This window comes from Prosthecobacter sp. Pr1, from assembly GCF_057652315.1.
In genome coordinates, this window is record NZ_JBYFBS010000005.1 from 132,845 (window position 1) to 154,036 (window position 21,192).

At 60.9% G+C, this 21,192-nt stretch carries 19 protein-coding genes; 7 read left to right on the forward strand and 12 right to left on the reverse strand.

Annotated elements, in window-relative coordinates; all coding sequences use genetic code 11:
• Positions 1-70 precede the first annotated feature (70 nt).
• The 10 genes from AC24GY_RS10180 to AC24GY_RS10225 all read right to left on the reverse strand — a co-directional run bounded on the left by AC24GY_RS10180 (position 71) and on the right by AC24GY_RS10225 (position 10,015).
• Positions 71-763, reverse strand: a complete 693-nt coding sequence (locus tag AC24GY_RS10180) for a sulfite exporter TauE/SafE family protein (protein WP_487682539.1) — start codon at positions 761-763, stop codon at positions 71-73.
• Entirely contained in the window at positions 760-942 is a 183-nt protein-coding gene (locus tag AC24GY_RS10185; protein ID WP_487682541.1) for a hypothetical protein, read from the reverse strand. Before AC24GY_RS10185 ends, AC24GY_RS10180 begins: the two co-directional genes overlap by 4 nt.
• Positions 905-2,338 (reverse strand): cytochrome c oxidase accessory protein CcoG, encoded by a 1,434-nt coding sequence (gene ccoG, locus AC24GY_RS10190; protein WP_487682543.1) that lies wholly within the window; start codon positions 2,336-2,338, stop codon positions 905-907. The genes AC24GY_RS10185 and ccoG overlap by 38 nt, the downstream gene beginning before the upstream one ends.
• A 15-nt stretch (positions 2,339-2,353) precedes the next feature.
• Positions 2,354-3,022 (reverse strand): cbb3-type cytochrome c oxidase N-terminal domain-containing protein, encoded by a 669-nt coding sequence (locus AC24GY_RS10195; protein ID WP_422321365.1) that lies wholly within the window; start codon positions 3,020-3,022, stop codon positions 2,354-2,356.
• 13 nt (positions 3,023-3,035) lie between these two features.
• The gene (locus AC24GY_RS10200; protein WP_300931642.1) at positions 3,036-3,188 is read right to left on the reverse strand and encodes a hypothetical protein; all 153 of its coding nucleotides are present in this window, start codon (positions 3,186-3,188) and stop codon (positions 3,036-3,038) included.
• A gap of 24 nt (positions 3,189-3,212) precedes the next feature.
• Complete coding sequence (ccoN, locus tag AC24GY_RS10205) at positions 3,213-5,597, reverse strand: cytochrome-c oxidase, cbb3-type subunit I (RefSeq protein WP_487682546.1); 2,385 nt, start codon at positions 5,595-5,597, stop codon at positions 3,213-3,215.
• Positions 5,590-5,784 carry a hypothetical protein gene (locus AC24GY_RS10210; protein ID WP_487682548.1) on the reverse strand — a complete coding sequence of 65 codons (195 nt, stop codon included), beginning with the start codon at positions 5,782-5,784 and terminating at the stop codon, positions 5,590-5,592. Before AC24GY_RS10210 ends, ccoN begins: the two co-directional genes overlap by 8 nt.
• A 132-nt stretch (positions 5,785-5,916) precedes the next feature.
• On the reverse strand, positions 5,917-7,557 hold the full coding sequence (locus tag AC24GY_RS10215; RefSeq protein ID WP_487682550.1) for a prenyltransferase/squalene oxidase repeat-containing protein: 1,641 nt from the start codon (positions 7,555-7,557) through the stop codon (positions 5,917-5,919).
• 55 nt (positions 7,558-7,612) lie between these two features.
• Entirely contained in the window at positions 7,613-9,034 is a 1,422-nt protein-coding gene (locus tag AC24GY_RS10220) for a M81 family metallopeptidase (RefSeq protein ID WP_487682552.1), read from the reverse strand.
• 9 nt (positions 9,035-9,043) lie between these two features.
• The gene (locus AC24GY_RS10225; RefSeq protein WP_487682554.1) at positions 9,044-10,015 is read right to left on the reverse strand and encodes a L,D-transpeptidase; all 972 of its coding nucleotides are present in this window, start codon (positions 10,013-10,015) and stop codon (positions 9,044-9,046) included.
• Positions 10,016-10,103: 88 nt separating this feature from the next.
• Here AC24GY_RS10225 and AC24GY_RS10230 point away from each other — a divergent pair, with 88 nt between their 5' ends.
• Positions 10,104-10,946, forward strand: coding sequence for a class I SAM-dependent methyltransferase (locus AC24GY_RS10230; protein ID WP_487682556.1), 843 nt, complete (start codon positions 10,104-10,106; stop codon positions 10,944-10,946).
• 103 nt (positions 10,947-11,049) lie between these two features.
• Here the strand turns inward: AC24GY_RS10230 and AC24GY_RS10235 are convergent, their stop codons facing one another.
• Positions 11,050-13,275: a trypsin-like peptidase domain-containing protein gene (locus AC24GY_RS10235; RefSeq protein WP_487682558.1), complete on the reverse strand. Its 2,226-nt coding sequence runs from the start codon at positions 13,273-13,275 to the stop codon at positions 11,050-11,052.
• A gap of 56 nt (positions 13,276-13,331) precedes the next feature.
• Between AC24GY_RS10235 and AC24GY_RS10240 the strand changes: the two genes are divergently transcribed.
• The 4 genes from AC24GY_RS10240 to AC24GY_RS10255 all read left to right on the forward strand — a co-directional run bounded on the left by AC24GY_RS10240 (position 13,332) and on the right by AC24GY_RS10255 (position 19,764).
• Positions 13,332-16,457, forward strand: coding sequence for a PVC-type heme-binding CxxCH protein (locus tag AC24GY_RS10240; protein WP_487682560.1), 3,126 nt, complete (start codon positions 13,332-13,334; stop codon positions 16,455-16,457).
• A gap of 292 nt (positions 16,458-16,749) precedes the next feature.
• Positions 16,750-17,646 carry a 1,4-dihydroxy-2-naphthoate polyprenyltransferase gene (locus tag AC24GY_RS10245; protein WP_487682562.1) on the forward strand — a complete coding sequence of 299 codons (897 nt, stop codon included), beginning with the start codon at positions 16,750-16,752 and terminating at the stop codon, positions 17,644-17,646.
• A 43-nt stretch (positions 17,647-17,689) separates the two neighbouring features.
• Complete coding sequence (locus AC24GY_RS10250) at positions 17,690-18,655, forward strand: enolase C-terminal domain-like protein (RefSeq protein ID WP_487682564.1); 966 nt, start codon at positions 17,690-17,692, stop codon at positions 18,653-18,655.
• Positions 18,656-18,657: 2 nt separating this feature from the next.
• Positions 18,658-19,764, forward strand: a complete 1,107-nt coding sequence (locus AC24GY_RS10255; RefSeq protein ID WP_487682566.1) for an AMP-binding protein — start codon at positions 18,658-18,660, stop codon at positions 19,762-19,764.
• Between the two features lie 3 nt (positions 19,765-19,767).
• Here the strand turns inward: AC24GY_RS10255 and AC24GY_RS10260 are convergent, their stop codons facing one another.
• Complete coding sequence (locus tag AC24GY_RS10260; protein WP_422321353.1) at positions 19,768-20,373, reverse strand: hypothetical protein; 606 nt, start codon at positions 20,371-20,373, stop codon at positions 19,768-19,770.
• Between the two features lie 215 nt (positions 20,374-20,588).
• Between AC24GY_RS10260 and AC24GY_RS10265 the strand changes: the two genes are divergently transcribed.
• Both AC24GY_RS10265 and AC24GY_RS10270 read left to right on the forward strand, forming a co-directional pair.
• Positions 20,589-20,825 (forward strand): YMGG-like glycine zipper-containing protein, encoded by a 237-nt coding sequence (locus AC24GY_RS10265; RefSeq protein WP_422321352.1) that lies wholly within the window; start codon positions 20,589-20,591, stop codon positions 20,823-20,825.
• Positions 20,826-20,864: 39 nt separating this feature from the next.
• The gene (locus AC24GY_RS10270) at positions 20,865-21,182 is read left to right on the forward strand and encodes a YMGG-like glycine zipper-containing protein (RefSeq protein WP_397385920.1); all 318 of its coding nucleotides are present in this window, start codon (positions 20,865-20,867) and stop codon (positions 21,180-21,182) included.
• The last annotated feature ends 10 nt before the right edge of the window (positions 21,183-21,192 follow it).

Sequence of the window (21,192 nt, forward strand, 5' to 3'; positions counted from 1 at the left end):
CAGAGTCCCGCCGCATCCCTGCCGCGATCAAGGCCCCGCATTAATATTTCCCCATTCATAGCATCGAATATCAGTTCATCGCATGGCAGCAGCTCGCCGCCTCACTGCTTCCAAAGTCCAGCGTATCACGCAGCCGCCACGCAAGAACGACCGCCGTCACCAGCGCCAGCCCACGCTGCACTTTCCGCATCGTGGCAGGCTGCAGCCGCCCTCCCATCAAATGAAGCTGCGTCTGCGCCAGAAACAGCAGCGGCAGCGTGCCCAGACCAAAAGCCACCGCAAATCCAGAACCCTTCACAGCGCTGCCATTCGCAGAGGCCAGCGCCAGCATCATGTACAGCGGCCCGCATGGCAGCAGCGGCGTGGCCAGCCCGAGAAGCGCGGCACGCCAGGTGCTCTTCATCTTAAACGCCGCCGTCTGCACCCGGCGCAGCCCGGCGGAGAGAAAACGCGGCTTGGGCAGCCAGGCATCCAGCCCCAGTCCCACACAGGCAAAGGCCAGCACCAGCAGCCAGGGCAGCACCATGCCCGCCCCATGTTGGAAAAAAGCCAGCGGCACCGCGCCTATCGCTCCGGCGATCGCGCCCGCTGCGCCATAAGAAATCATGCGCCCCGTGTGGTACAGCGCCGTGCTGCGCATGAAGCCGCCACCTTTCGGCCCGATGGCCCACGAACACGACAGCGGCCCGCACATGCCCACGCAGTGGACGCTGGTGACAATGCCGGCCACGAAGGCTGCGGCGCTGGTGTCGATCTGCATCATGCCGGTATCAGATGCTTGAGCGGCACGATCTCCGGTTGATTGTTGAGTGCGATGTAAAACAGCACGCTCCACGCGCTGAGAAGCATGACAAAGGCCAGCACCACCCACAGCCACGGGCGGCTGGCGATGCAGCCCAAGGTTTCACTTTTGGAGATATTGTCCGGGGTCAAGGTAGTCATTGGATTTGAGGGTTGGGTCAGGGCCGGTAAACTCGAAAGGCTTGGTGCGGTAGATCTTGCCGTCCTTCGTGTCGGTGATGACGATGCTGAGCTTGAATGGGGCTTTGAAGTCTTTCTCCGGCAGCGTGATCATCAGCGGCTTCAGTTCATCTCCCTGCGCGGCGATGGTGATCGGCGCGTCCGCACCTGCGGCGGCCAGTCCTGCGGGCAGTCCGCCATCCAGAGCCAGCGTGAAGGTGCGCGGCTCATTGCGCTTGTTGATGAGGCGCACGAGGAACTGGTTCCGCACAGTGTTGTTCGTCACATAATACGGCGAGCCCTGCATGCGCAGCACATTGGCGCGCATCGGCTCGATCCGGCTTGCCGAAAACGCAAACACCGCCACCCCGAGAAACAGCAGCCCGGTATACAGAATAATGCGCGGGCGGATGAAGCGCGTTTTGCCGCCGTTGAATCCCACGAGGGAGGAGTAGCGCACCAGCCCGGGTTTCCTTCCCAGCTTCGTCATGATGGTGTCGCAGGCGTCCACGCATGCCGCGCAGCCGATGCACTCAAGCTGCAGCCCGTTGCGGATGTCAATGCCCGTGGGGCACACCTGCACGCAGCGCAGGCAGTTCACGCAGTCTCCCGCCCCCACAGTGCCCGCCTTGCCGCGTGGCTCGCCGCGCTTTTTGTCGTAGCCCACGTTGATCGTGTGGTCATCCACCAGCGCGGACTGCATGCGGCCATACGGGCACATGATCACGCAAAACTGCTCACGGAACCAGCTGAACGCCCCATAAAGACCGGCGGTGAGAAACATCACCACCCCAAAGGCGATCATGTGCGACTGCGGCGAGTGGTGCATCATCTCATACAACTTCTCCAGCGACACGAAGTAGCTCAGGAAGATGTGCGCGATGATCAGCGAGGAAAGGATGTACAGCGCGTGTTTGACCACACGTTTGGCGATCTTTCCCGCCGTCCACGGTGCCGCGTCGAGCTTGCGCCGGGCCGAGGCATCGCCATCCACCAGCCGCTCAATACGGCGGTAGATGTGCTCCAGAAACACCGTGTAAGGGCAGGTCCACCCGCACCACACACGTCCAAACAGCGCGGTGATATAAAACAGCGAGAACCCAAGTCCCGTCACGAGAAAGAACCCCACCCACAGGTCCTGCACCGCCAGCGTCAGGCCCATGAAGTGAAAGCGGCGGTTCAGCACATCCAGAAACACCGCTGGAAATCCGTTCACCGGAATCCATGGCAGCGCCACATAGGTGATGAGCAGCAGCAGCGCCACCAGGCGCCGGCCCCGCGTGAATTTGCCGGACACATCGGCCGGGTGCAGTGTCTTCTTGCTGCCATCTTCATTGATGGATCCAAGAGAAACGAGGTTCAGGGGGTTGAGTGGCATATGGAGGCCTGGCGGCTATTTGGCGGCAGGCGGTGGGATGACGGCGGCGGGTGCAGCAGTAGCTGCTGCTGCGGGCGCGGCAGGGGCGGCTCCCGGTGAATCTGCGGCGCGCGTGATCGGCTCGCCTTCTTTGTGATGACTCAGGACAAACGCCACCACTTCACTCACACGCTTCATGCCCAGCACCAGTTCCCATGCGGCCATGCCTTTGGTGATGTCGGGCGAGCCTTTGCGCACGATCTTGAAGATCTCCGTCGGCTTGCCGCCATGCTTCCATTCCTGATCGTTCAGTGGCAGGCCGGGCAGCTTGGCGCCGCTGAGCATGCCGGTAAGGTCAGGCCCGTGGCAGGTCACGCACATGCCCGGTGTCATGAAGGTGGCCTTGCCGGCCTCCACGGCAGCGGGATCACGCGAGAGCGCCCAAAGCTGCTCGTCGCTGATGGATTCCATCTGCTTGTCACGTGCCGTCTGCATCTCGGCCATCGCCTTGTCGATCACGACCGTGTCGCTGCTGCCCAGGCCGAGCTGGTAGTAGCACAGCCAGTGAACCACAAACCACGCGATGGCGATATAGAGGGTGAAAAGCCACCAGTTCGGCAGCTTCTGGTCATACTCCTGAATGCCGTCGTAAATGTGGTCGCGAAGTTGGGGCTCGTTGTTGGGGGATGGCTTCTTGGGGTCCATGGCAGAGAGGGAGTTATTCAAGTGGCAGACGTGACATGTGCTCGGCCTTGTCTTTGCGCAGCAGCATGCCGCGAAGGGTCATGATGCCGAAAACGAGCACGGTGGTGGCGAAGGAGATGACGGGCACGACGAGGTGCCAGTTTTCGTAAATGATGCGCTTGTACATGGGCTGCTGGGGAGGGGCGTGGGGTTACTCTGCGCCGTTGGCTCGGCGGCCGTTGTCAGGAATGATCGGGGTCAGCGGGAATGGCACTCCCTGGCCTTTTTTCGCGAGGGCTTCCTCCACCGCTGGCTGCTCGAACTGGCCGAGCTTCTGCAGGTAGGCGATCACCGCCACCATCTCGCTGTCAGGCCGCACCACGATGTTCGACTTCTTCAGCTCCGTGGCGATCTTCACGCCCTGCTCAAGCGCCTTCATCTTGATCTCCGTGCCATCCATCGGCGGATAAGGAACTCCAAGCTGACGCAGCACGGCAATCTTTGCGGGCAGTGCTTTTTGATCAAACGGCTTCGTGTTCAGATGCGCATACGGCGGCATGTTGGACTGCGGAGACATCGAGCGCGGGTCCATCAAATGCTCATAGTGCCAGGAGTCCGGGCGCTGTCCGCCTTCACGTGCCAGATCTGGACCCGTGCGCTTGGACCCCCATTGGAACGGATGGTCATAGATGCTCTCGCCAAGGCGGGAGTAGTCACCGTAGCGCATCACATCCGGCACCAGCGTACGGATCATCTGCGAATGGCAGTTGTAGCAGCCTTCGCTCACATAGATGTCGCGGCCTGCGAGTTCCAGCGGCTCATAGAGCTTCTGGATGCGGTCTTCCACGTTCTTCGCGCTGTTCACCGTCACAGTCGGGATGATCTGGATCAGACCGCCGATCACCACGGCCACAAACGTCAGCACCGTGAAGGGCAGGTAGTTGTGCAGCAGGCTTTCATACCAGAGCGCCCATGTGTGGCTCGTCTTCTGGAAGCGGCGCACCGCCAGGAAGCCGAAGATGATTGCACAGATCAGGGAGGCGATGTCAGCGCCTGGAGGGAGAAAGATCCAGCCAAAGATGAGCAGCATCGCGCCAAAGGTGCAGGCCGTGGGGTCGTTGAAGAAGGTTTCCTTCATGCCCATCGTGTCTGTCTGGCCGCGCTGCAGCACCGCCACCTCACGCACTTCGTTCACCGGCTTGCCGTTGCGGATGGTCTTCCACAGATTGATGCACATCACGATCCAGCCGAGGAGGAACATGCCGCCGCCGATGATGCGCAGCCCCATGAGCGGGCGGATCGCCTGCAGCGTGTCCAGGAAGGTGTTCTTCACAGCCAGCCCGTCAGCAGTGACCTGATTGAGCATCAACCCCTGCATCACGCCGCTGATCCACATCGCCACCACATAGAGCAGGATGCCCAGCGTGCCGATCCAGAAGTGGAAGTTCGCCATGCTGATGGAATACAGCTTGGTGCCCCACAGGCGCGGTGCCAGCCAGTAGAAGAGACCCGCAGCCATGAAGCCGTTCCAGCCGAGCGCCCCGCTGTGCACGTGCCCGATGGTCCAGTCGGAGTAATGGGAGAGCGAATTCACCGCACGGATGGAAAGCAGCGGTCCTTCAAAGGTGGACATGCCGTAGAAGGTCACACCGGCGATGAAGAACTTGATCACCGGATCTGTGCGCAGCTTGTCCCAGGCGCCGCGCAGCGTGAGCAGGCCGTTGAGCATGCCGCCCCAGCTCGGTGCCCACAGCATCAGGCTGAAGAACATGCCCAGCATCTGCAGCCACTTTGGCAGCGCCGTGTTCAGGAGGTGATGAGGACCCGCCCAGATGTAGAGGAAAACCAGCGACCAGAAATGCACGATCGACAGACGGTAGGAGTACACCGGACGCTCTGCCGCCTTCGGCAGGAAGTAGTACATGATGCCGAGGATCGGCGTCGTCAGGAAGAAGGCCACGGCGTTGTGCCCGTACCACCACTGCACCAGACCGTCCTGCACACCACCAAAGATACCGTAGCTATGAGTCCAGCTCGTGGGAATCGACAGATGGTTCACGATGTAGAGCATCGCCACCGTCACGATCGTGGCGATGTAGAACCACAGTGCCACGTAGAGGCTGGGCTCATTGCGCTTGTGCAGCGTCAGGAAGAAGTTCACCGCGAACACCACCCAGATCACCGCCACGGCCACGTTGATCGGCCAGATCAGTTCGGCGTATTCTTTGCCGCGTGAAAGGCCCAGCGGCAGCGTGATCGCCGCCGCCACGATGATGAGCTGCCAGCCCCAGAAGTGAATGGCGCTCAGCGTGTCATTGCCCATGCGGCACTTGCACAGCCGCTGCGTGGAGTAGTAGATGCCGGCGAACATCATGTTGCCCACGAACGCAAAAATCGCCGCATTGGTGTGCAGCGGGCGCAGGCGGCCGAAGGTCAGCCATTCAGCGAGGTTGAGCTGGTGGAAGTTGAGCTGGCTGGCGATGAACACGCCTGCGAGCATGGCAACGACGCCGAAGATGATCGAGGCCAGCATAAACTGGCGCACGACTTTGTCGTTGAATTCAATGGGTACTTTGGAGGCTGCGGTGCTAGTCATGGGAAAGGGATTGTGAGGAAAGTGTTGCAGGCACGGTCACGCGAGTGCCCTCTGGTTCGTCGAGTGGCAGCAGCGCATCTTGTTCGAGGCTGCCCCGCCGTCTTTGCCCCCGCTCGGCCAGATACAGGGCCGCAAAAAGGACGGCGAACATCAGGCTGACGAAGATGGTGACTGCGAAAACTTCCATAAGGGGCTGCGGAGCATCAGGCTCTCGCTGGACCCATAGAAGCGCAGATTCCCCCCCGTCGCTCCCCCCCCCTTGGTAATGCCTCACCCGATCTTGTGGCGCAGCGCAATTCCTGCGCTTTTTCCGCACCCATCACTTCTCGAAAATCGACGGCTCATCACGATCCGCGACCTTGAGATAACGAAAATAAACCTCAAGCTGAAGCGTGCACAGGCACTGACGGTAAATCGCGTCCGCCGCATCCCCTGCAGGCCAGTTCGGACGTCCCCGCTTGAAGGAGCCGTCGGCCTGCTGCGCACCGAGAATCTGCGGCAAAAACTGCGCATTGTAGAACTTCCAGTCATCCGCCCCCGCCTGAAAGAAAGCCTGGGTGTAATAGTACCAGCAGTACAGGTTGCAGTTGCGCTCCCAGTCCAGCGGTTCGCTGGTGAGAAACTCCCGCAGAAAACGGATCCCCTTCTTCACCGGCGTCGCCTTGTTGTACGCCAAAGTCTGCAATCCCAGCACCCCACAGCCAGTAAGACTCCACTGGTTGTAATGCTCATCCCGGTTCGTTTTGCCAAACCCACCGTCCTTCGTCTGCTTGGATTCCAAATAATCACAGCAGCGTTTGATTGCCCCATCAAGCCCCGCAATCTTCAAACCCGAATGCTTCGCCGCCTTGAGCGCCTGAAACTGCCAGCCACTCACCGACAAATCCTCACCCCGGCTGTCTTTGTTGTAGGCAGTCGGCAGCCCCGCATCCTTGCCCCCATAGGTCCATGAGCCCTGCGGATTCTGCTGCTCGATGATGAGCTGCACCCCCTTCTCAAAAACATCACGCAATCCCGGCAGGCTGCGGTTTCCCAGCCGGTAAAACGAATACATTTCGCCGAGCGCGTAAGTCGCGATTCCATGCTCATAAGTTGCGGAATTCGACACAGGATTCTCCGCCAAAATCCCATACCGATTCTTCCGCGCCAGCTCCACCAGATAGAGCATCCCATTGCGCACATTGTCGCCGTAGAACGCAGAATCCGGCGTCTCGCAGCGCCCCAGGTAACAAAGCAGCGTCAAACCCGTCATCGCCGCCTTGTTCGCCCGCCCCCACGAACCATCCGCATTCTGCTGCGTCTTCAACCACGCCAACGAGCGCGAAACTGCCATCTCACACTCCGGCGTGCCCCCATTTTCCCTCAATTTCTCAAGCCGGTTCTGCATCGAGCAACGCCCTGCAAACATGTTGGGAGCACGAGCCAGCATGGTCAAAGGCCCGGCCCCATCCGCGCCTAAACCATTGCTGATAAGCACATTAAACAACCTTCCAATATCACCCCCCTGCCCTGCCTCCGGCAACGGCATCGCTTCACCGTCCATCAGCACAGGCCCCTCTCCCACTTCCACCCCAATCCGTGTCTGCGGCACCCTTCTCACCATCGCACTCATCTGCTTCATGCTGACTCGATGTTCCAAATCTTGCGAAGCCTCCACACTCACCTGAGTTTGCCCCGCAGGAATGAAGTCCACCTCCTTCTTCGCGATCTGGGAGCCGACGATGATCACACCAGCCAGCAGCAACAAACCGAAATGCACCGCAAGGCTTAGCAAAAGCGAGCCACCACCCAACTGCCGCCAGCACCGCAGCCACACCGAAGTGCGCACCTGCGGTAATGGTGCCGCATCTTCCACCATCACCGCCTGCATAATGGGTTCCGCCGCAGGCGGCGGCTGAAACCGCTCCCAGCCGGGTGGCACTTGATACGCAGACGGCTGATTGGGATCGTTCGTGTTCATGGCGGCGTGGAATCACACCGCATCACGCTGCACTGAAGATCCTCTTGGGATGAATTTATCTACCGCGCTGCAAATGCCTGTACGGCAGCGTCTGCAGATTGCTGCTGCAAGGTCCCGGCGTATCCACCCACAGCATACGGGCGGCGATCTTGTCATAGGCGCGGCGGTGTGCCACGGCGGCTTTGACGGCGACCACCGAGAGATTTTCCACCGCGATGCCCTGGCTGTGCCACTGCCCAAGGTCGAAAGGCGGGGTCTTCACGCTGGTGATGAGAATAGTGATGCCTGCATGCCGGACCACAGCGCAGCGGCCCATGTCGAAGGCATCGCCGCACATGCTGGCGAGGTGGCTGTTCTTGTCTTCGAGTTCAAACCTACCGCCGTTTAAGGCGACGAGTTCGACTTCGAGTTCCAGCGGGCCTGGGTCAAGACGGCTGCCTTTGCCGCCGAGTTTGAGGGTGCGTGCACCGGCTTCGATCTCGCTGACGGACTGCGGATCGTTGATGCAAATGGCAGCGTTTGGAATGCCATGGCGAATGAGCGCACGCAGCAGTCCGGTGCAGTCTCCGGGGGCACCGCCACCGATGTTATCGGCGGGTTCCACAAGCACGGTCAAGCCCTCAGGAAGTGGCTTGAGTTGTTCGAGAACTTCATCTGCGGACGGATCGGTGATCTGGCCGAGGTGGCTGAGTTCATGCGCACGCTTGCTGAGCGCTTCCAACGGCTGCGTCGCATCTGCCGTGGTGCAGGCGACGAAGCTGACTCCGGTGTCCGGGGTGTCGGCAAAGCTGAAGCCTGCGACAATGTTCATGACCCAGAGCGAGGGGTTCTCGCTTTCAAACTGCCGCGCCATCGTTTCCAGCGTCAGCATGGGATCATTCGCCGTGCCGGTGCCGGTCGGCGGCCAGTTGAGGCCCGGCTGCAGGAGCTGCATGTGCGGACGCTGGCCGGTGGTGAGGCAGCGGTTCAGCAGGCGCGCGGCGATCAATCCAGCCTCGCGTGCGTCCGTATGCGGGTTTTCGCGGTAGCCTACCAAACAGTCGGCCAGCGCAGCCATCTGCGGCGAGAAATTGGCGTGCAGATCGAAGACCCCAAAGATGGGAACCGTGGTGAGGGTGCGCAGTCGGCGGAGGATTTCGCCTTCCACATCGAGGAGGGTTTCCGAGACCATGGCACCATGCAGCACGAGGTAGATGGCGTCATAGTCGGCTTTGGCAGCAGCGGGGGCGATGTCGTTCCAGAACTGCTCGATGACTTCATCCGCCACGGTGACGGAAGGCTGCGCGCGGTAGTCGGCGGTTGGAATCATCTCCCAGCCGAATTCATCGGCCAGTTCCAGGACGCCGCCGAGGGGTGAGGAGTCTCCTTTGCTGGCCCAGAGTTCCTCGCCTCGCAGGATTTGGAAATCGGAGAGCGGGGTGAGGCCGTCGAGAAAGGTGTGGGTCTCGTGGAAGAGACCGGCGATGAGGATGCGCATGGTGGAAGATTAACGCACAATGACGCGCGTTCCTGGCCGAATGAGTTGCGGAAGTCGAATGGCGTCCCAGTTGGCAAAGCGGACGCAGCCGGCGCTGCGCGTGCGGCCGATGGTGCGCGGCATGGCGGTGCCGTGCAGGCCGATGCCCGACTTGCTCAGGCCGCACCAGATGACGCCGATGGGGCTGTTCGGCCCGGGTGGAATCTGAAACGCCTCCTCCCCGCGCACGCCTTCTTCGAGGAACCGCTTGTCATAGCGGAAGGTGGGCGTGGCCATCATGGTCACCACTTTCCAGGTGCCGACAGGGATGAACTGCGGCTTGCCGGGGGTGATGGGGAATGCGGCCAGCATCATCTCCTTGTCGCTGTAGATGGCGGCCATGCGCTCTGTGGTGTCCACCACGATGGTGTGGCTGCTGAGGGTCGCATCCGTTTTGAAGCCCTGCATCGGCTTGATGTCCTCGATGCGAAAGGACTTCACGTTGGGCACTACGATGATGTCTCCGGGCTTGAGCGCGGCCATATTCTTCTTGGGGTTGATGGCGGCCACGAAGGACTCGTCTGTGTGGAAGCGTTCGGCGATGAGTTCCAGCATGCTGCGGTAGGCCATGAAGGGATAGACCGACGCCTTTTCGTAGTCCTCGGGCAGGTCGGCGGTCACGTAGCGGGTCAGGATGGGCTGAATCTTGAACGCGGCGAAGATGATGGGCACCTCGGCTTCCGCTTCCTCCTGAATGCGCGCCCAGTTGTAGAGATCCTTGTGACCGTGCGCGAAATTGTAGTTCACCACCGCCTTGTAGGTGAACTCACCGATGGCGCCATCCAGCTTGCCGGGGCCGAAGAGGTTTTTGTCGAGGAAGATCTGGATGCGCAGGATGGTGTCGCGGTCCTTGGGCACGGAGGGGTCGTCTTTGGCCGGCCCCAGGTCCTGGGCTTGGACCGCAACCGTGAACAGGCAGAGCAGAAGGAGGTGTTTCAGCATCGCCTCCATGCTAATTCGCCTTCGGCAATGAGCAAGAGAGTGCGAACCCTTGCCTGAAACGGTTATGGCGCTTAGCTTTTCGACATCCATGCCCGTCACCGTCACCGACACCCGCACCCCGGAACAGCTCCGCCAACACTACGAAGTGGAGCGCGAACTCGCCGACCGGCTGCGAAATGCGACCAAGGAACAGCGCCGCACGCTCTACTCCGAAGTCTATGACGAGCTGTTCAAACGCGTGCCGCAGCACCCTCAGCACACCAACAAGTCCTCCCCCGAACGGCTGGCGGCCGATGTGGCGGAAAAGATGGAGATTCTGACGCCCTTTTTGACACCGAAAACGGTGTTCCTCGAAGTCGGGCCGGGAGATTGTGAGCTGGCCAAAACGGTGGCGGCTCAAGTGGCCCAGGTGCTGGCGGTGGACGTGTCCGATGAAATCACCCGCAAACGCACGCTGCCGGAGAATCTGCGGCTGGTGCTGTCTGACGGCAGCACCATCCCCGTAGCACCGGGCAGCGTGAATGTGGCCTACAGCAATCAGTTGATGGAGCACCTGCACCCGGAGGATGCGGTGGAGCAGCTGCGTCACCTGCATGCCTCGCTGGCTCCCGGTGGCGTCTATCTTTGCATCACCCCCAGCCGCCTGACCGGGCCGCATGACATCAGCTGCATCATTGATCGTGAAGCGAAGGGGTTTCACCTCAAGGAATACACCGTGGGTGATCTCTCGGCGCTTTTCCGTCAGGTTGGCTTTGCCAAAACACGCATCATTTTCGGCGGGCGTGGCAAATTCATGCTGCTGCCCACCTGGCCGGCGGTGATCTGTGAGAAGCTGCTGGACTTGCTGCCCCATGGACTGCGAAAAGCAATCGCGCTCAAGCCGCCGTTTCGCTGGCTGTTTGGGGTGCGGCTGGCGGGGTTTAAGGGGTGAGGCCTTGCTCGCAATTCTTCGTATTGTAGTCCCGCCTTTAGGCGGTCTGGGCGCGCTGTCCAGAACCGGCTAAAGCCGGTACTACAGAACAGCGATGGGTGTTTTACTCCCGCAGTGACTGCAACCAGCGGTCGAGCTGCTGCATGAGCTCGGGAGGACCATCATTGGGGAAGTTCTCGATCAGCCAGGTCACATCTTCTCTTGCGCCAGCCTTTTCACCGAGGCGCTGACGCATCTGCGCGCGGGTGAGGCGTTCGGCGGCGGACTGGGGATCGATGGCGAGGAGTAGGTTCAAATACGGGAGGGATTCGCGCAGGGAGCGGCTGTCATCGAAGACGCTGCTCATGAGATTGCGCAGCATGCGCAGGAGGATGGCCTGCTTGGTGGTGGGAGAGAGGGAGCCCTCGGGGAAATGGCCGTCTTCGGTGAGGTCCATCGCTGCCTGCTCCACGGTGATGAGCTTGCCATGCTCAAAGACATCCACGAGTTGGAGTTCGCCTTCGGGGCCGTCGCGATAGCCCACCATGAATTTGCCGGGGAGTGGAACGCCAAACACGCCCTGCACGCCGAGTGCGGAGGCGAGCTCCACATAGAGCACGCTGAGTGTGATGGGCAGCCCCTCACGGTCATCGAGGACTTCATTGAGGTAGCTGTTGGAGCGGCTGCCGTAGTCGCCGCGGCTGCCATGAAAGCCGTTCTCTTCAAAGAGGTAGCGGCTGAGGCGCTTCACGGCGGGGATGGTTCCTTTCGTGATTTCGGGATCGTCTTTGAGATCCAGCACCATGGCCTTGAAGCTGTTCAAGTAGGTGTTGATGTCGATCTCTGGATTGTCATGGCGTGCCAGCAGCAGGGCGCAGCGCAGCAGATTGATCTCCGGCTCGGGCTTGGCGAGTTCGGCGAGGATTTCCTTGGTCATGGCGCGACGGTGCAGCTCGTGCTCGAGTTCGCGCAGCTTCGCGGCTTCTTCCTCCAGCCTGCGGCGCTGCTCCACGAGCACGCGACGGGCGGCGGCGGGGTTTTCCAACAGTCCTTCCAAGGTTTTGTCGGCGGTGGCGGCTGCGGCGATGTATTCCTCCACCTTGGAGCGGAGCTGGGAGGCGACTTCGGGTTGAAGGGGTTTTTCGGCGAGATCGGTGCCGACGCGGAAATTGCGAAAATCCGCCACCGTGGTTCTGAATTTGCACAGCCCGGCGGAGCCGCTGCGCAGCCCGGTGTCGTCGCTCTCGATCACCTGCTTGCCATTCACAAAGCAGACCAGTCGCTCCGGCTCGACGCGCACACGCAGGGTGTTCCACTCCCCGGCTTTGTAGGCATCGCTGGGGACATCGGCGAGGATGGTCCAGGAATAGACATCGGGGCCGTTGAAGCGGGTGAGGCGCAGCTTGCCGCCGGAGGCATAGAAGCCGTAATGCTTTTCCGCGCCATCCGAGCAAAAAGTAAGGCCCGCAGCACCAGATTCGTCATCGAGCCGCACCGTCACCGACGTCTCAAAGGTGCCCTCGGGGACCTTTTGTGTGGAGAGGCAGAGTGCGCGGCCGCCAAAGCCTGCGCCGGGGAATTCAGAGCGAATGACGCCGGCATGCTGCGTCCACTGTGCGCCCAGAAAGGTCTGCCACTGCTTGGGATTCAGCGCGCCGATGGTCAGCCAGCGGGACATGGGCACGGGGTTCGGTTTTTCGATGAGGGTTTTGAGGTCGTTCACCGGCATGGCGAAGCCGAGGTTATCGGTCTTGAGGGACTTCAATGTGAGCAGCCCCAGCACGTTTCCCTGCATGTCCAGCAAGGGGCCGCCGCTGTTGCCTTTCTCAATGGGCACGGCGACCTGCAGCATCTCCAGTCCGTCGATGTCGCGGGTGGCGGAAAGCACCCCTTGCACGATGCTGAAAGCCAGTCCCTCAGGTGCGCCCATGGCGACGATGGGATCGCCCTGGCGGGCTTTGCTGGAATCTCCCAACGGCAGGGGCTTGAGACCCTTGGCGTCGATCTTGATCAAGGCAAGATCGTGGTGGCTGTCGCTGGCCTGGACGACAGTGACATCGTGGGTTTTGCCATCGTTCATCTCCACCTGCAGGCGGCGGGCCTCGCCGATGACATGCAGATTCGTGGCAATGAGGCCGTCCTCGCTGATGATGAAGCCGGAGCCGATGCCGTCAGTGCCTTCGCGGCCGAGCTGGGTGATCTTGACCAGCGAGGGGCGGATGGAGGCGGCGAGATCGGTGGCGGTGCGGGCAGGCGGGCTTTTAGGTTTGGCGGCGCCCTTGGTTGCGGCGGTGGCCTCGACCGTGAAACACACGGAAAACACGACCAGAAAAAAGAGGGTGCGTTTCATGGGATGATTTGAAGATTGCGTACGTGCCGGGCGTTTGGAAAGGTCCACTTTCGTTTATGAGCATACGCCGCGCCGCCTTTCTGTCATTCTTGTCCTTTTCAACTCTCGCCTCATGGGCGGATGAATTCCCGAAACCCTTCAACACCGAAAAGGGAGAGCCGATGCCTGCCGAGGAGGTGGCGCGGACGATGGAACTGCCGAAGGGCTTCAAGTGCGTGGTGTTTGCCGCCGAGCCGGATGTGCAGCAGCCGATTGCGATGAGCTGGGACAAGAAGGGCCGTCTCTGGGTGGCGGAAAACTACACCTATGCGGAGAACCCCATGCGCTGGGACACCAAGCTGAGGGACCGCATCATCATCCTGGAAGACAAGGACGGCGACGGCAAGCATGACGGGCGCAAAGTTTTCTGGGAAGGCGGCAGTTACCTCACGAGCGTGGAAACTGGCTACGGCGGCGTGTGGGTGCTGCACAATGGCACGCTGAGCTTCATCGCCGATAAAAACGGTGACGATGTGCCGGATGGTGAACCCGAAGTGTTGCTGGATGGATTCAATGTGAAGACCATCGGACACAACATCGTGAACGGTCTGCGCTGGGGTCCGGACGGCTGGCTGTATGGCCGCCACGGCATCACCGACACTTCGAGCGTTGGAGCGCCGGGCACGCCTGCGGACAAGCGCATCAAGATGAACTGCGCCATCTGGCGCTACCACCCCACGCTGAAGATTTTGGAAACCGTGGCGCACGGCGGCACGAACTCCTGGGGTCATGACTGGAATGCCAATGGCGAGCTGTTCATGATCAACACGGTGATCGGCCACCTGTGGCATGTGATCCCTGGCGCGTACTACCGCCGCATGTTTGGCACGCATCTCAATCCGCATGTGTACGAGATCATCGAGCAGACGGCGGATCACTTCCACTGGGACACGGGCGCGGAAAAATGGAGCGACATCCGCAAAGGCGGCGCCAGCCCGAAGACCTCGGAGCTCGGCGGAGGGCACGCGCATGTGGGCATGCTCATCTACCAGGGCGGAGTCTGGCCGAAGGAATACGAGGGCGCCATGCTTACCTGCAACCTGCATGGCAACCGCATCAACATGGACCGGCTGGAGCGCGAAGGCTGCGGCTACGTGGGCAAGCACGCGCCTGACTTCATGCAGGCCAAGGACAAGTGGTTCCGCGGGATCGACCTCCTCACCTGCCCCGATGGCAACGTCGTCGTCTCCGACTGGAGCGACAGCGGCGAGTGCCATGACAACGACGGCGTGCACCGGACGAGCGGTCGCATTTACAAGATCGTTTACGGGGAGTCCAAGAAGGGCGAGCCGATCAACGTGGCGGCGATGAAGGATGAAGCGCTCGTGAAGCAGTTGGACTCGTCCAACAGTTGGTGGGTGAGGCAAGCCAGTCTTGAGCTGCAAACTAGGTCCGTGGGATTCAGTGACAGGATCAAGAAGATTGCGAACATTGCACCTGCATTGAAGCCGGGCATCGTTCTCACCAATGCAGACAACCGCCTAGGGGTCGCGAACACAATCGACAGAGAGGTCACTTTTGCCATCGCGATGAAATTGTTGATTGGAAAGTCACGGTCTCCAGACGAATCGATTCGAGCTACGGCAGTAAGAACTATTGCTGACACGAATTGGTATGCATTGTCTGAAATAGCCAAGGAGGATGACAAGCGAAACAGCCAAGGAGTGTACACCAATGGTGCGTGGCTCATCAATCCCGACAGGACTTTTGCCGCAGTGCTGCCTGACGCAATCCAGCTGGCCACTTCAGAAACTTCAGGGCTCGTTCGCTTAAACATCGCTTCCGGCTTGCAGAGAATTCCCTTGGAGTATCGCTGGCCCATCGCCACCGCTCTGGCCAAGCACGAAGAAGACACGAATGACCGCCAGCAGCCGCTCATGATCTGGTATGGCATCGAGCCTGCCGTGGCGGCGGACCCGCTCAAGGGCGTGGAGTTGATCAAGGAGGCAAAGCTGCCCACCGTGCGCCGTCTGGTGGCGCGGCGGATCGCGGAGATGATCGAAACGAAGCCGGAAGCGGTGGATGCGCTGGTGGCGCTGATGACGGAGCAGAAAGATGTACGTGACGATGTGCTGGCCGGACTGGCGGCAGGCTTGGATGGTTTCAGCTCGGCGAAGAAGCCGAAAGGCTGGGATGAGTTCATCACCAAGAGCGGCGGTCTCCCGGCTGCCGGAGCGGACAAGGGAACGGCAACGTCCCCTCTCCTCGCGCTCTCCGCAGTCTTTGGCAGCGGACGTGCAGCGGACGAACTGATCGCCATCGTGAAAAACACGGAGGGGGATGCGAATGCGCGCCTCAACGCCTTCAAGAGCCTCACGCGCACCGCCAAGCCGGAGCTGCTGGCCGTGATTCGTGCGCAGATCAATGACAAGGTGCTGGGCACCGTGGCACGCAATGCACTGGCGGCATATGACGATCCGAACATTCCGAAGGCGATGCTGAATCCATGGCCCGGCCGCAGCGAAGAGCAGCAGGCCGCCACGGTGGCGACGCTGACCTCACGCCCGAGCTACGCGAAGGCGCTGCTGGAAGCGATCAAGGCGAAGAAGGTGCCAGCAACAGCGATCTCCCCTTTCCAGGCGCGGCAGATCCGCAGCCTGGGCGATGAATCCCTCAACACCCTGCTCACTGAAGCCTGGGGCGAGATTCGCGACACACCGGAAGCAAAGAAGGCGGAGTTTACGAAATGGGAAGGACTGCTGACGAAGGACACCCTGGCCAAGGCCGATCCCTCCAAAGGACGCATGATCTTCACGTCGGCATGCAGCGCCTGCCACAAACTCTATGGACAGGGCGGCGCCATCGGCCCTGAGCTGACGGGCAGCGACCGCCACAACCTGAAGTACCTGCTTGAAAACATCCTGGACCCCAGCGCCGTGGTGCCTGCGGATTTCCGCGTGAGCGTGCTCAATCTGAAGGATGGTCGCACCATCACTGGCGTGATCCCCGAGCAGACCGAACGCACCCTGACGGTGCAGACGCCAGCCGAGCGGATCACCATTGAGCGCACACAGATCGTGAAGCAGGCACAGCTTCCGATTTCTCTGATGCCGGAAGGACTTCTGTCGGCGCTGGGAGACGAGAATGTGAAAAATCTGATCGCCTACCTGATGTCGAACGGGCAGGTGGAGATGCCGAAGTAATGACGAAGGGGAGGCTGCAAGCGTACGGCTCACTCAGTGTCCGCACTCCACTCAGAGCTGGGTGCATGCCCAGCTTTTTTGGAGTGCGGCTGCGGGAGCTGCCGCTTTCGAACGTCTCGTGACAGGCGCAAGCTGAACGGCTCGCGAAGAACCACCCGGCTCATGCTTTCGAATGCGCTTTGGCATGCGTATGCCCGTCCGGCCTGCGAAAGCGGCAGCTGCGTTCGTTCCTCACTGCGCAACCGCAGCCCAAATGGTTTGCGATAGCGCGGCCATTCGTCATTCTTATTGCATGCCTCACTTCTTCGACTGGATCGCCGCTGCACGCCCGAAAACACTGGGAGCAGCCATCGCGCCTGTGGTGGTGGGGTGCGCGCTGGGGGCGAAGATTTCGGGACACTTCGACTGGTGGCTGGCCTTCTGCACGCTGGGAAGCTGCGGGGCGCTGCAGATCGCGACGAATTTTTTCAATGACGCGCTGGATTCCATCAAAGGGGCGGACACACAGGCACGCATCGGGCCGAAGCGCATCACGGCCAGCGGTGTGGCTTCGCCGAGGGCGGTGAAGTTTGCGGCGTGGCTGATGCTGGCGGTGGCGACACTGCTGGCGGTGCCGTTGTTTGAGGCGCGGGGGTTGCCGATTCTGTTCATCGGCATTCCATCGCTGTATTTCTGCTTTGGCTACACGGGCGGGCCGGTGCCGCTGGCGTATCGCGGGCTGGGAGAGTTGTTTGTGATCTTGTTCTTCGGCTTCGTAGCGGTGACGGGCACGGCCTTTGTACAAACCGGGGAGTGGTATGAGGCTGCCATCGTGGCGGGCTTTCAAATCGGCTGCCTGAGCACGGTCTTGATCGCCATCAACAATCTGCGCGATGTCGCGGAGGACGGGCAGACCGGCAAGAAGACGCTGGCCGTGCGCTTCGGCGTGGGCTTTGCGCGGGCGGAGATTGTGGGACTCATCGTGGCGGCTCATGCGGCGGGGATTTACTGGTTTGAGCAGGGCTGGCCGCGAGCGTTCACGCTGCCGCTGATCACGCTGCCAATTGGCTTGTTCGTGGCGTGGCGGGTGATCGCCGAACCACCCAGCCGGGGGCACAACCGCCTGCTGGCGATGAGCGGCGGGCAACTGCTGCTGTTTGCGGGGCTGATGTGCTGGGGGATCGTGAAGAGTGCGGATGTGATGCGGTGAACACGCCGGGTGCGGCGTATAGAATTACAAGAGCTAAACCCGAATGACCGACGCCCCTATCTATGTCCATGAGTATCTCCTGCGCAGCGGCGTGGCGCTGAATGCGGTGTCGATGCGGCGGGTGTTTGCGGGGGCACTGATCTGCGTGGATGGCGGCTATGGCTGCGTGCATCCGTGGCCGGAGTTTGGCGATGCGCCGGTGGAGGAGCAGTTGCGTCTGCTCAGTGAAGGGATCACGACTCCGGTGACGGCGATGGCGCTGCGCTGTGCGGAGATCGACGGTGCGGCGCGGCGTGCGGGTGTGAGTTTGTTTGAGGGACTGGAGATTCCGCGCAGTCACTATTCGTGGAGCTTTGCCACCGACACCGAGGCGCAAATGGAGCGCGTTCTGGCGGAAGGCTGGCCCGCGATCAAGGCGAAGGGTTTTGCGAATTATGGCGAGACAACGCGCTTTCTGGAAGGCTGCGCGAAGCGGTTTGAAACGCAGGGCGTGCGGCTGCGCGTGGATTTCAACGGCGTGCTGGACCGGCTGACATTTGGCAAGTTCATCGAGTTCATGCCGCTGCGCGTGTACCGTGCGCTGGATTTCGTGGAGGACCCCTTCCCCTACGATGCGGCGGCCTGGGAGGCTGTGCGGCAAAAGTGGGGTGTGAAGCTGGCGCTGGACAAAGGCTGGAAGGACGGCACGCAGGGCTTTGATGCGGTGGTGGTGAAGCCCGCGCGGCGTGACTGGCGGATCGTGGCGGAGACCCATCCGCAGCACCCGCTGGTGCTGACCTCGGCGATGGATCATGCGCTGGGGCAGATGTTTGCGGCGTATGAAGCGGCGGTGGCGCAGTCCGAGGGGCAGGCGCTGGACTTCTGCGGGCTGTGCACGGAGCATCTGTTTGAGAAGGATGAGTTCTTTGAGCGTGTGACATCTCACGGCGGCCATTTGTCAGCGGACCGCAGCGGTGGCGGGCTTGGATTTGGCGATGTTTTGGAGGCGCTGCCATGGAGACGGCTGTGAAAATGGAACCCGATTTCTGGACGGACGGCAGCGTGTGGGTGGGCCGCTCTGAGCACACGATGGAAGGTGCGGGCTTGGCCGAAATGGCGGCACGGGATTTGCAGGCGCGAGACTGGTGCTTTTTTCAAACGAGCGGCACGGAGGGCGCGCGTAAATGGGTGGGACTGACGAAGCAGGCGCTGCTGATCTCTGCGCGCGCGGTGAATGAGCACTTCGGCATCACGGCGCAGGACCACTGGCTGCTGGCGCTGCCCACGCATCATGTGGGAGGCTTCGGCATTCTCGCGCGTGCGCATCTCAGCGGCAGCGCCATCACCCGGCTGGAGGGTAAGTGGAATGCAGCGGCGTTTGTGCAGACGTGTGAAGCTGTGGGCGCAACGCTGGCCTCACTGGTGCCCACGCAGATCTTTGATCTGGTAGCGGCGCAACTGAGGGCCCCGGCATCCATGCGTGCGGTGCTGGTGGGTGGTGGGGCTTTGAATGCAGAGCTGGAGGCTGCGGCACTGGACTTGGGCTGGCAGGTGCACCGCACCTATGCCATGACGGAGACGGGCTCCAGCGTGGCGGCGCAGCCACGTCCGGGCGCCGAACTGGAGGTGCTGCCGATCTGGCAGGTGCGCACGGATGCGGAGGGCGTGCTCACTGTGAGCGGCCCCGCGCTGGCGCTGGGCTATGCGATCAGCGAGGAAGGTCGCTGGCGCTGGGAGCCGATTCCGGCAGAGGGTCTGCGCACACGTGACCGAGTGGAGATTATTGAAGCGGGAGGAACACGCCGCCTGCGCTTCCTCGGGCGCGAGGCGGGAACGGTGAAGATCCTCGGTGAACTGGTGGCCTTGGGCCCCATTCAGGACCGCATCGAGACGCTGCGGCTCAAACTTGGCTCAAGCACTGCAGACGCGGCCGTTTGTGATGTCGCAGATGCTCGCAAAGAAAGCCGACTGGTACTGGCCGTGAGCGGCATGACTGAGGATGAAGCCGCGCAGATGCAAAAAGGCCTCAACGAAACGTTGAGGCCTTTTGAGCAAATTCAAGATGTCAGCAGGCTGCAGGCGATACCGCGCAGCGATCTGGGCAAAGTGCTCCTGGCAAATCTGCGGGAGCTGCTGTGACGATCAGTTTTCCTTCGGAGCCGAGCCATCCAGCGGGGTGATGACTGGGCGGTCCTTCATCTCGGGGGAGATGAGGTAGTTTTTCGGATTGGCCGGATCGGTGATGAAGGAGATGAGGAAGAGCTCCTCGATCTTGTCGGTCAGGGTTTCCTGGGAAGTGCGGACGGTGGCGTGGACGTAGCCTTTGTCCTTTTCCTGGACGAGGCCGAGCACGATGACTTTGAGAGTCTCCTGCTTCCGCTTCGTGGCTTCGGGGGTGAGCTTGAGCTTCTTGTGCCAGGCTTCGCGATCCACCTGATAGAACTCCTGAGGCGACATTTTTTCCAGTTCGCTCACGCCCTTCACATTGTAACCGGCGAGCATGTTCTCCTCATCGGACATGGTGGGGGCGGACTTGATGATGTTGACCGTTTCACGCTGACGGCGCTCCAGGGAGGAGGGAACCAGCATCTGGGATGCGGTTTTCCAGTCCTGCTGCACGACGGCGGTGAGGTACTTTTTCACCAGGGCGGCGCAGGGGTGATCCAGCGGCAGCTGCTCGGCCTGAACCGGCAAAGCGGTGAGGCTGAGGAGTGAAACGGCAAACAGGCTACGAAGAAAGAAACGCACGTGCATAGAAAAGTTGGAGGGGGGGGAGCGGAAGGGTTTGTAACCGCTGGCAGAATGCGCGTCAAATAAAGAAAGCCGGAGCAGGCCGGAGTTATCGCGGGCTGCGTATTGTAGATGTCAACTTGTCATGCCTTTAGGATTTCGCTTTTCTTTATGAACAATTAGAGCCTATTTACCGACAAAGCAGTCTGCTTGATCACAACAATCAAACTATTATGAAACATCTCATCCTCACCCTCATTACTGCTGCAACATTCTCATCCTGCGCCACCGGCCCGGCCGCTCAACAGGGCGCTGTTATCGGCGGACTCGGCGGTGCTGCTGTCGGCGGCATCATTGGTTCCCAAAGTGGTCGTGGCCTCGAAGGCGCTGCCATCGGTGGTGCGCTCGGTGCTCTGGGTGGCAATGCCATCGGCAATGCCCGTGACCGCCGTCGTGGTTACTACTATTAATCAAGTCTCTGCAAATACATACAATCCATCAACCCAAATATGAAAAAAACTCTCCTCACTGCCCTCACCGCCCTTTCGCTGGTTTCCTGCGCTTCCGGCCCTAATGCTCAAACAGGTTCTGTGATTGGTGCACTCGGCGGCGCAGCCGTCGGTGGCATCATCGGCAACCAGAGCGGACGTGGCCTGGAAGGCGCCGCCATCGGTGCCGGCCTCGGTGCCCTGGGTGGCAACGCCATTGGCAATTCCCGTGACCAGCGCAACCAGCAGCAATACTACCAGGGCCAGCAGCAGGGCTACCGTGGACGCCAGCAGCAGCAGGGTTACTACGACCGCAACGGCAACTACCACTACTACTAAACGCATCGCA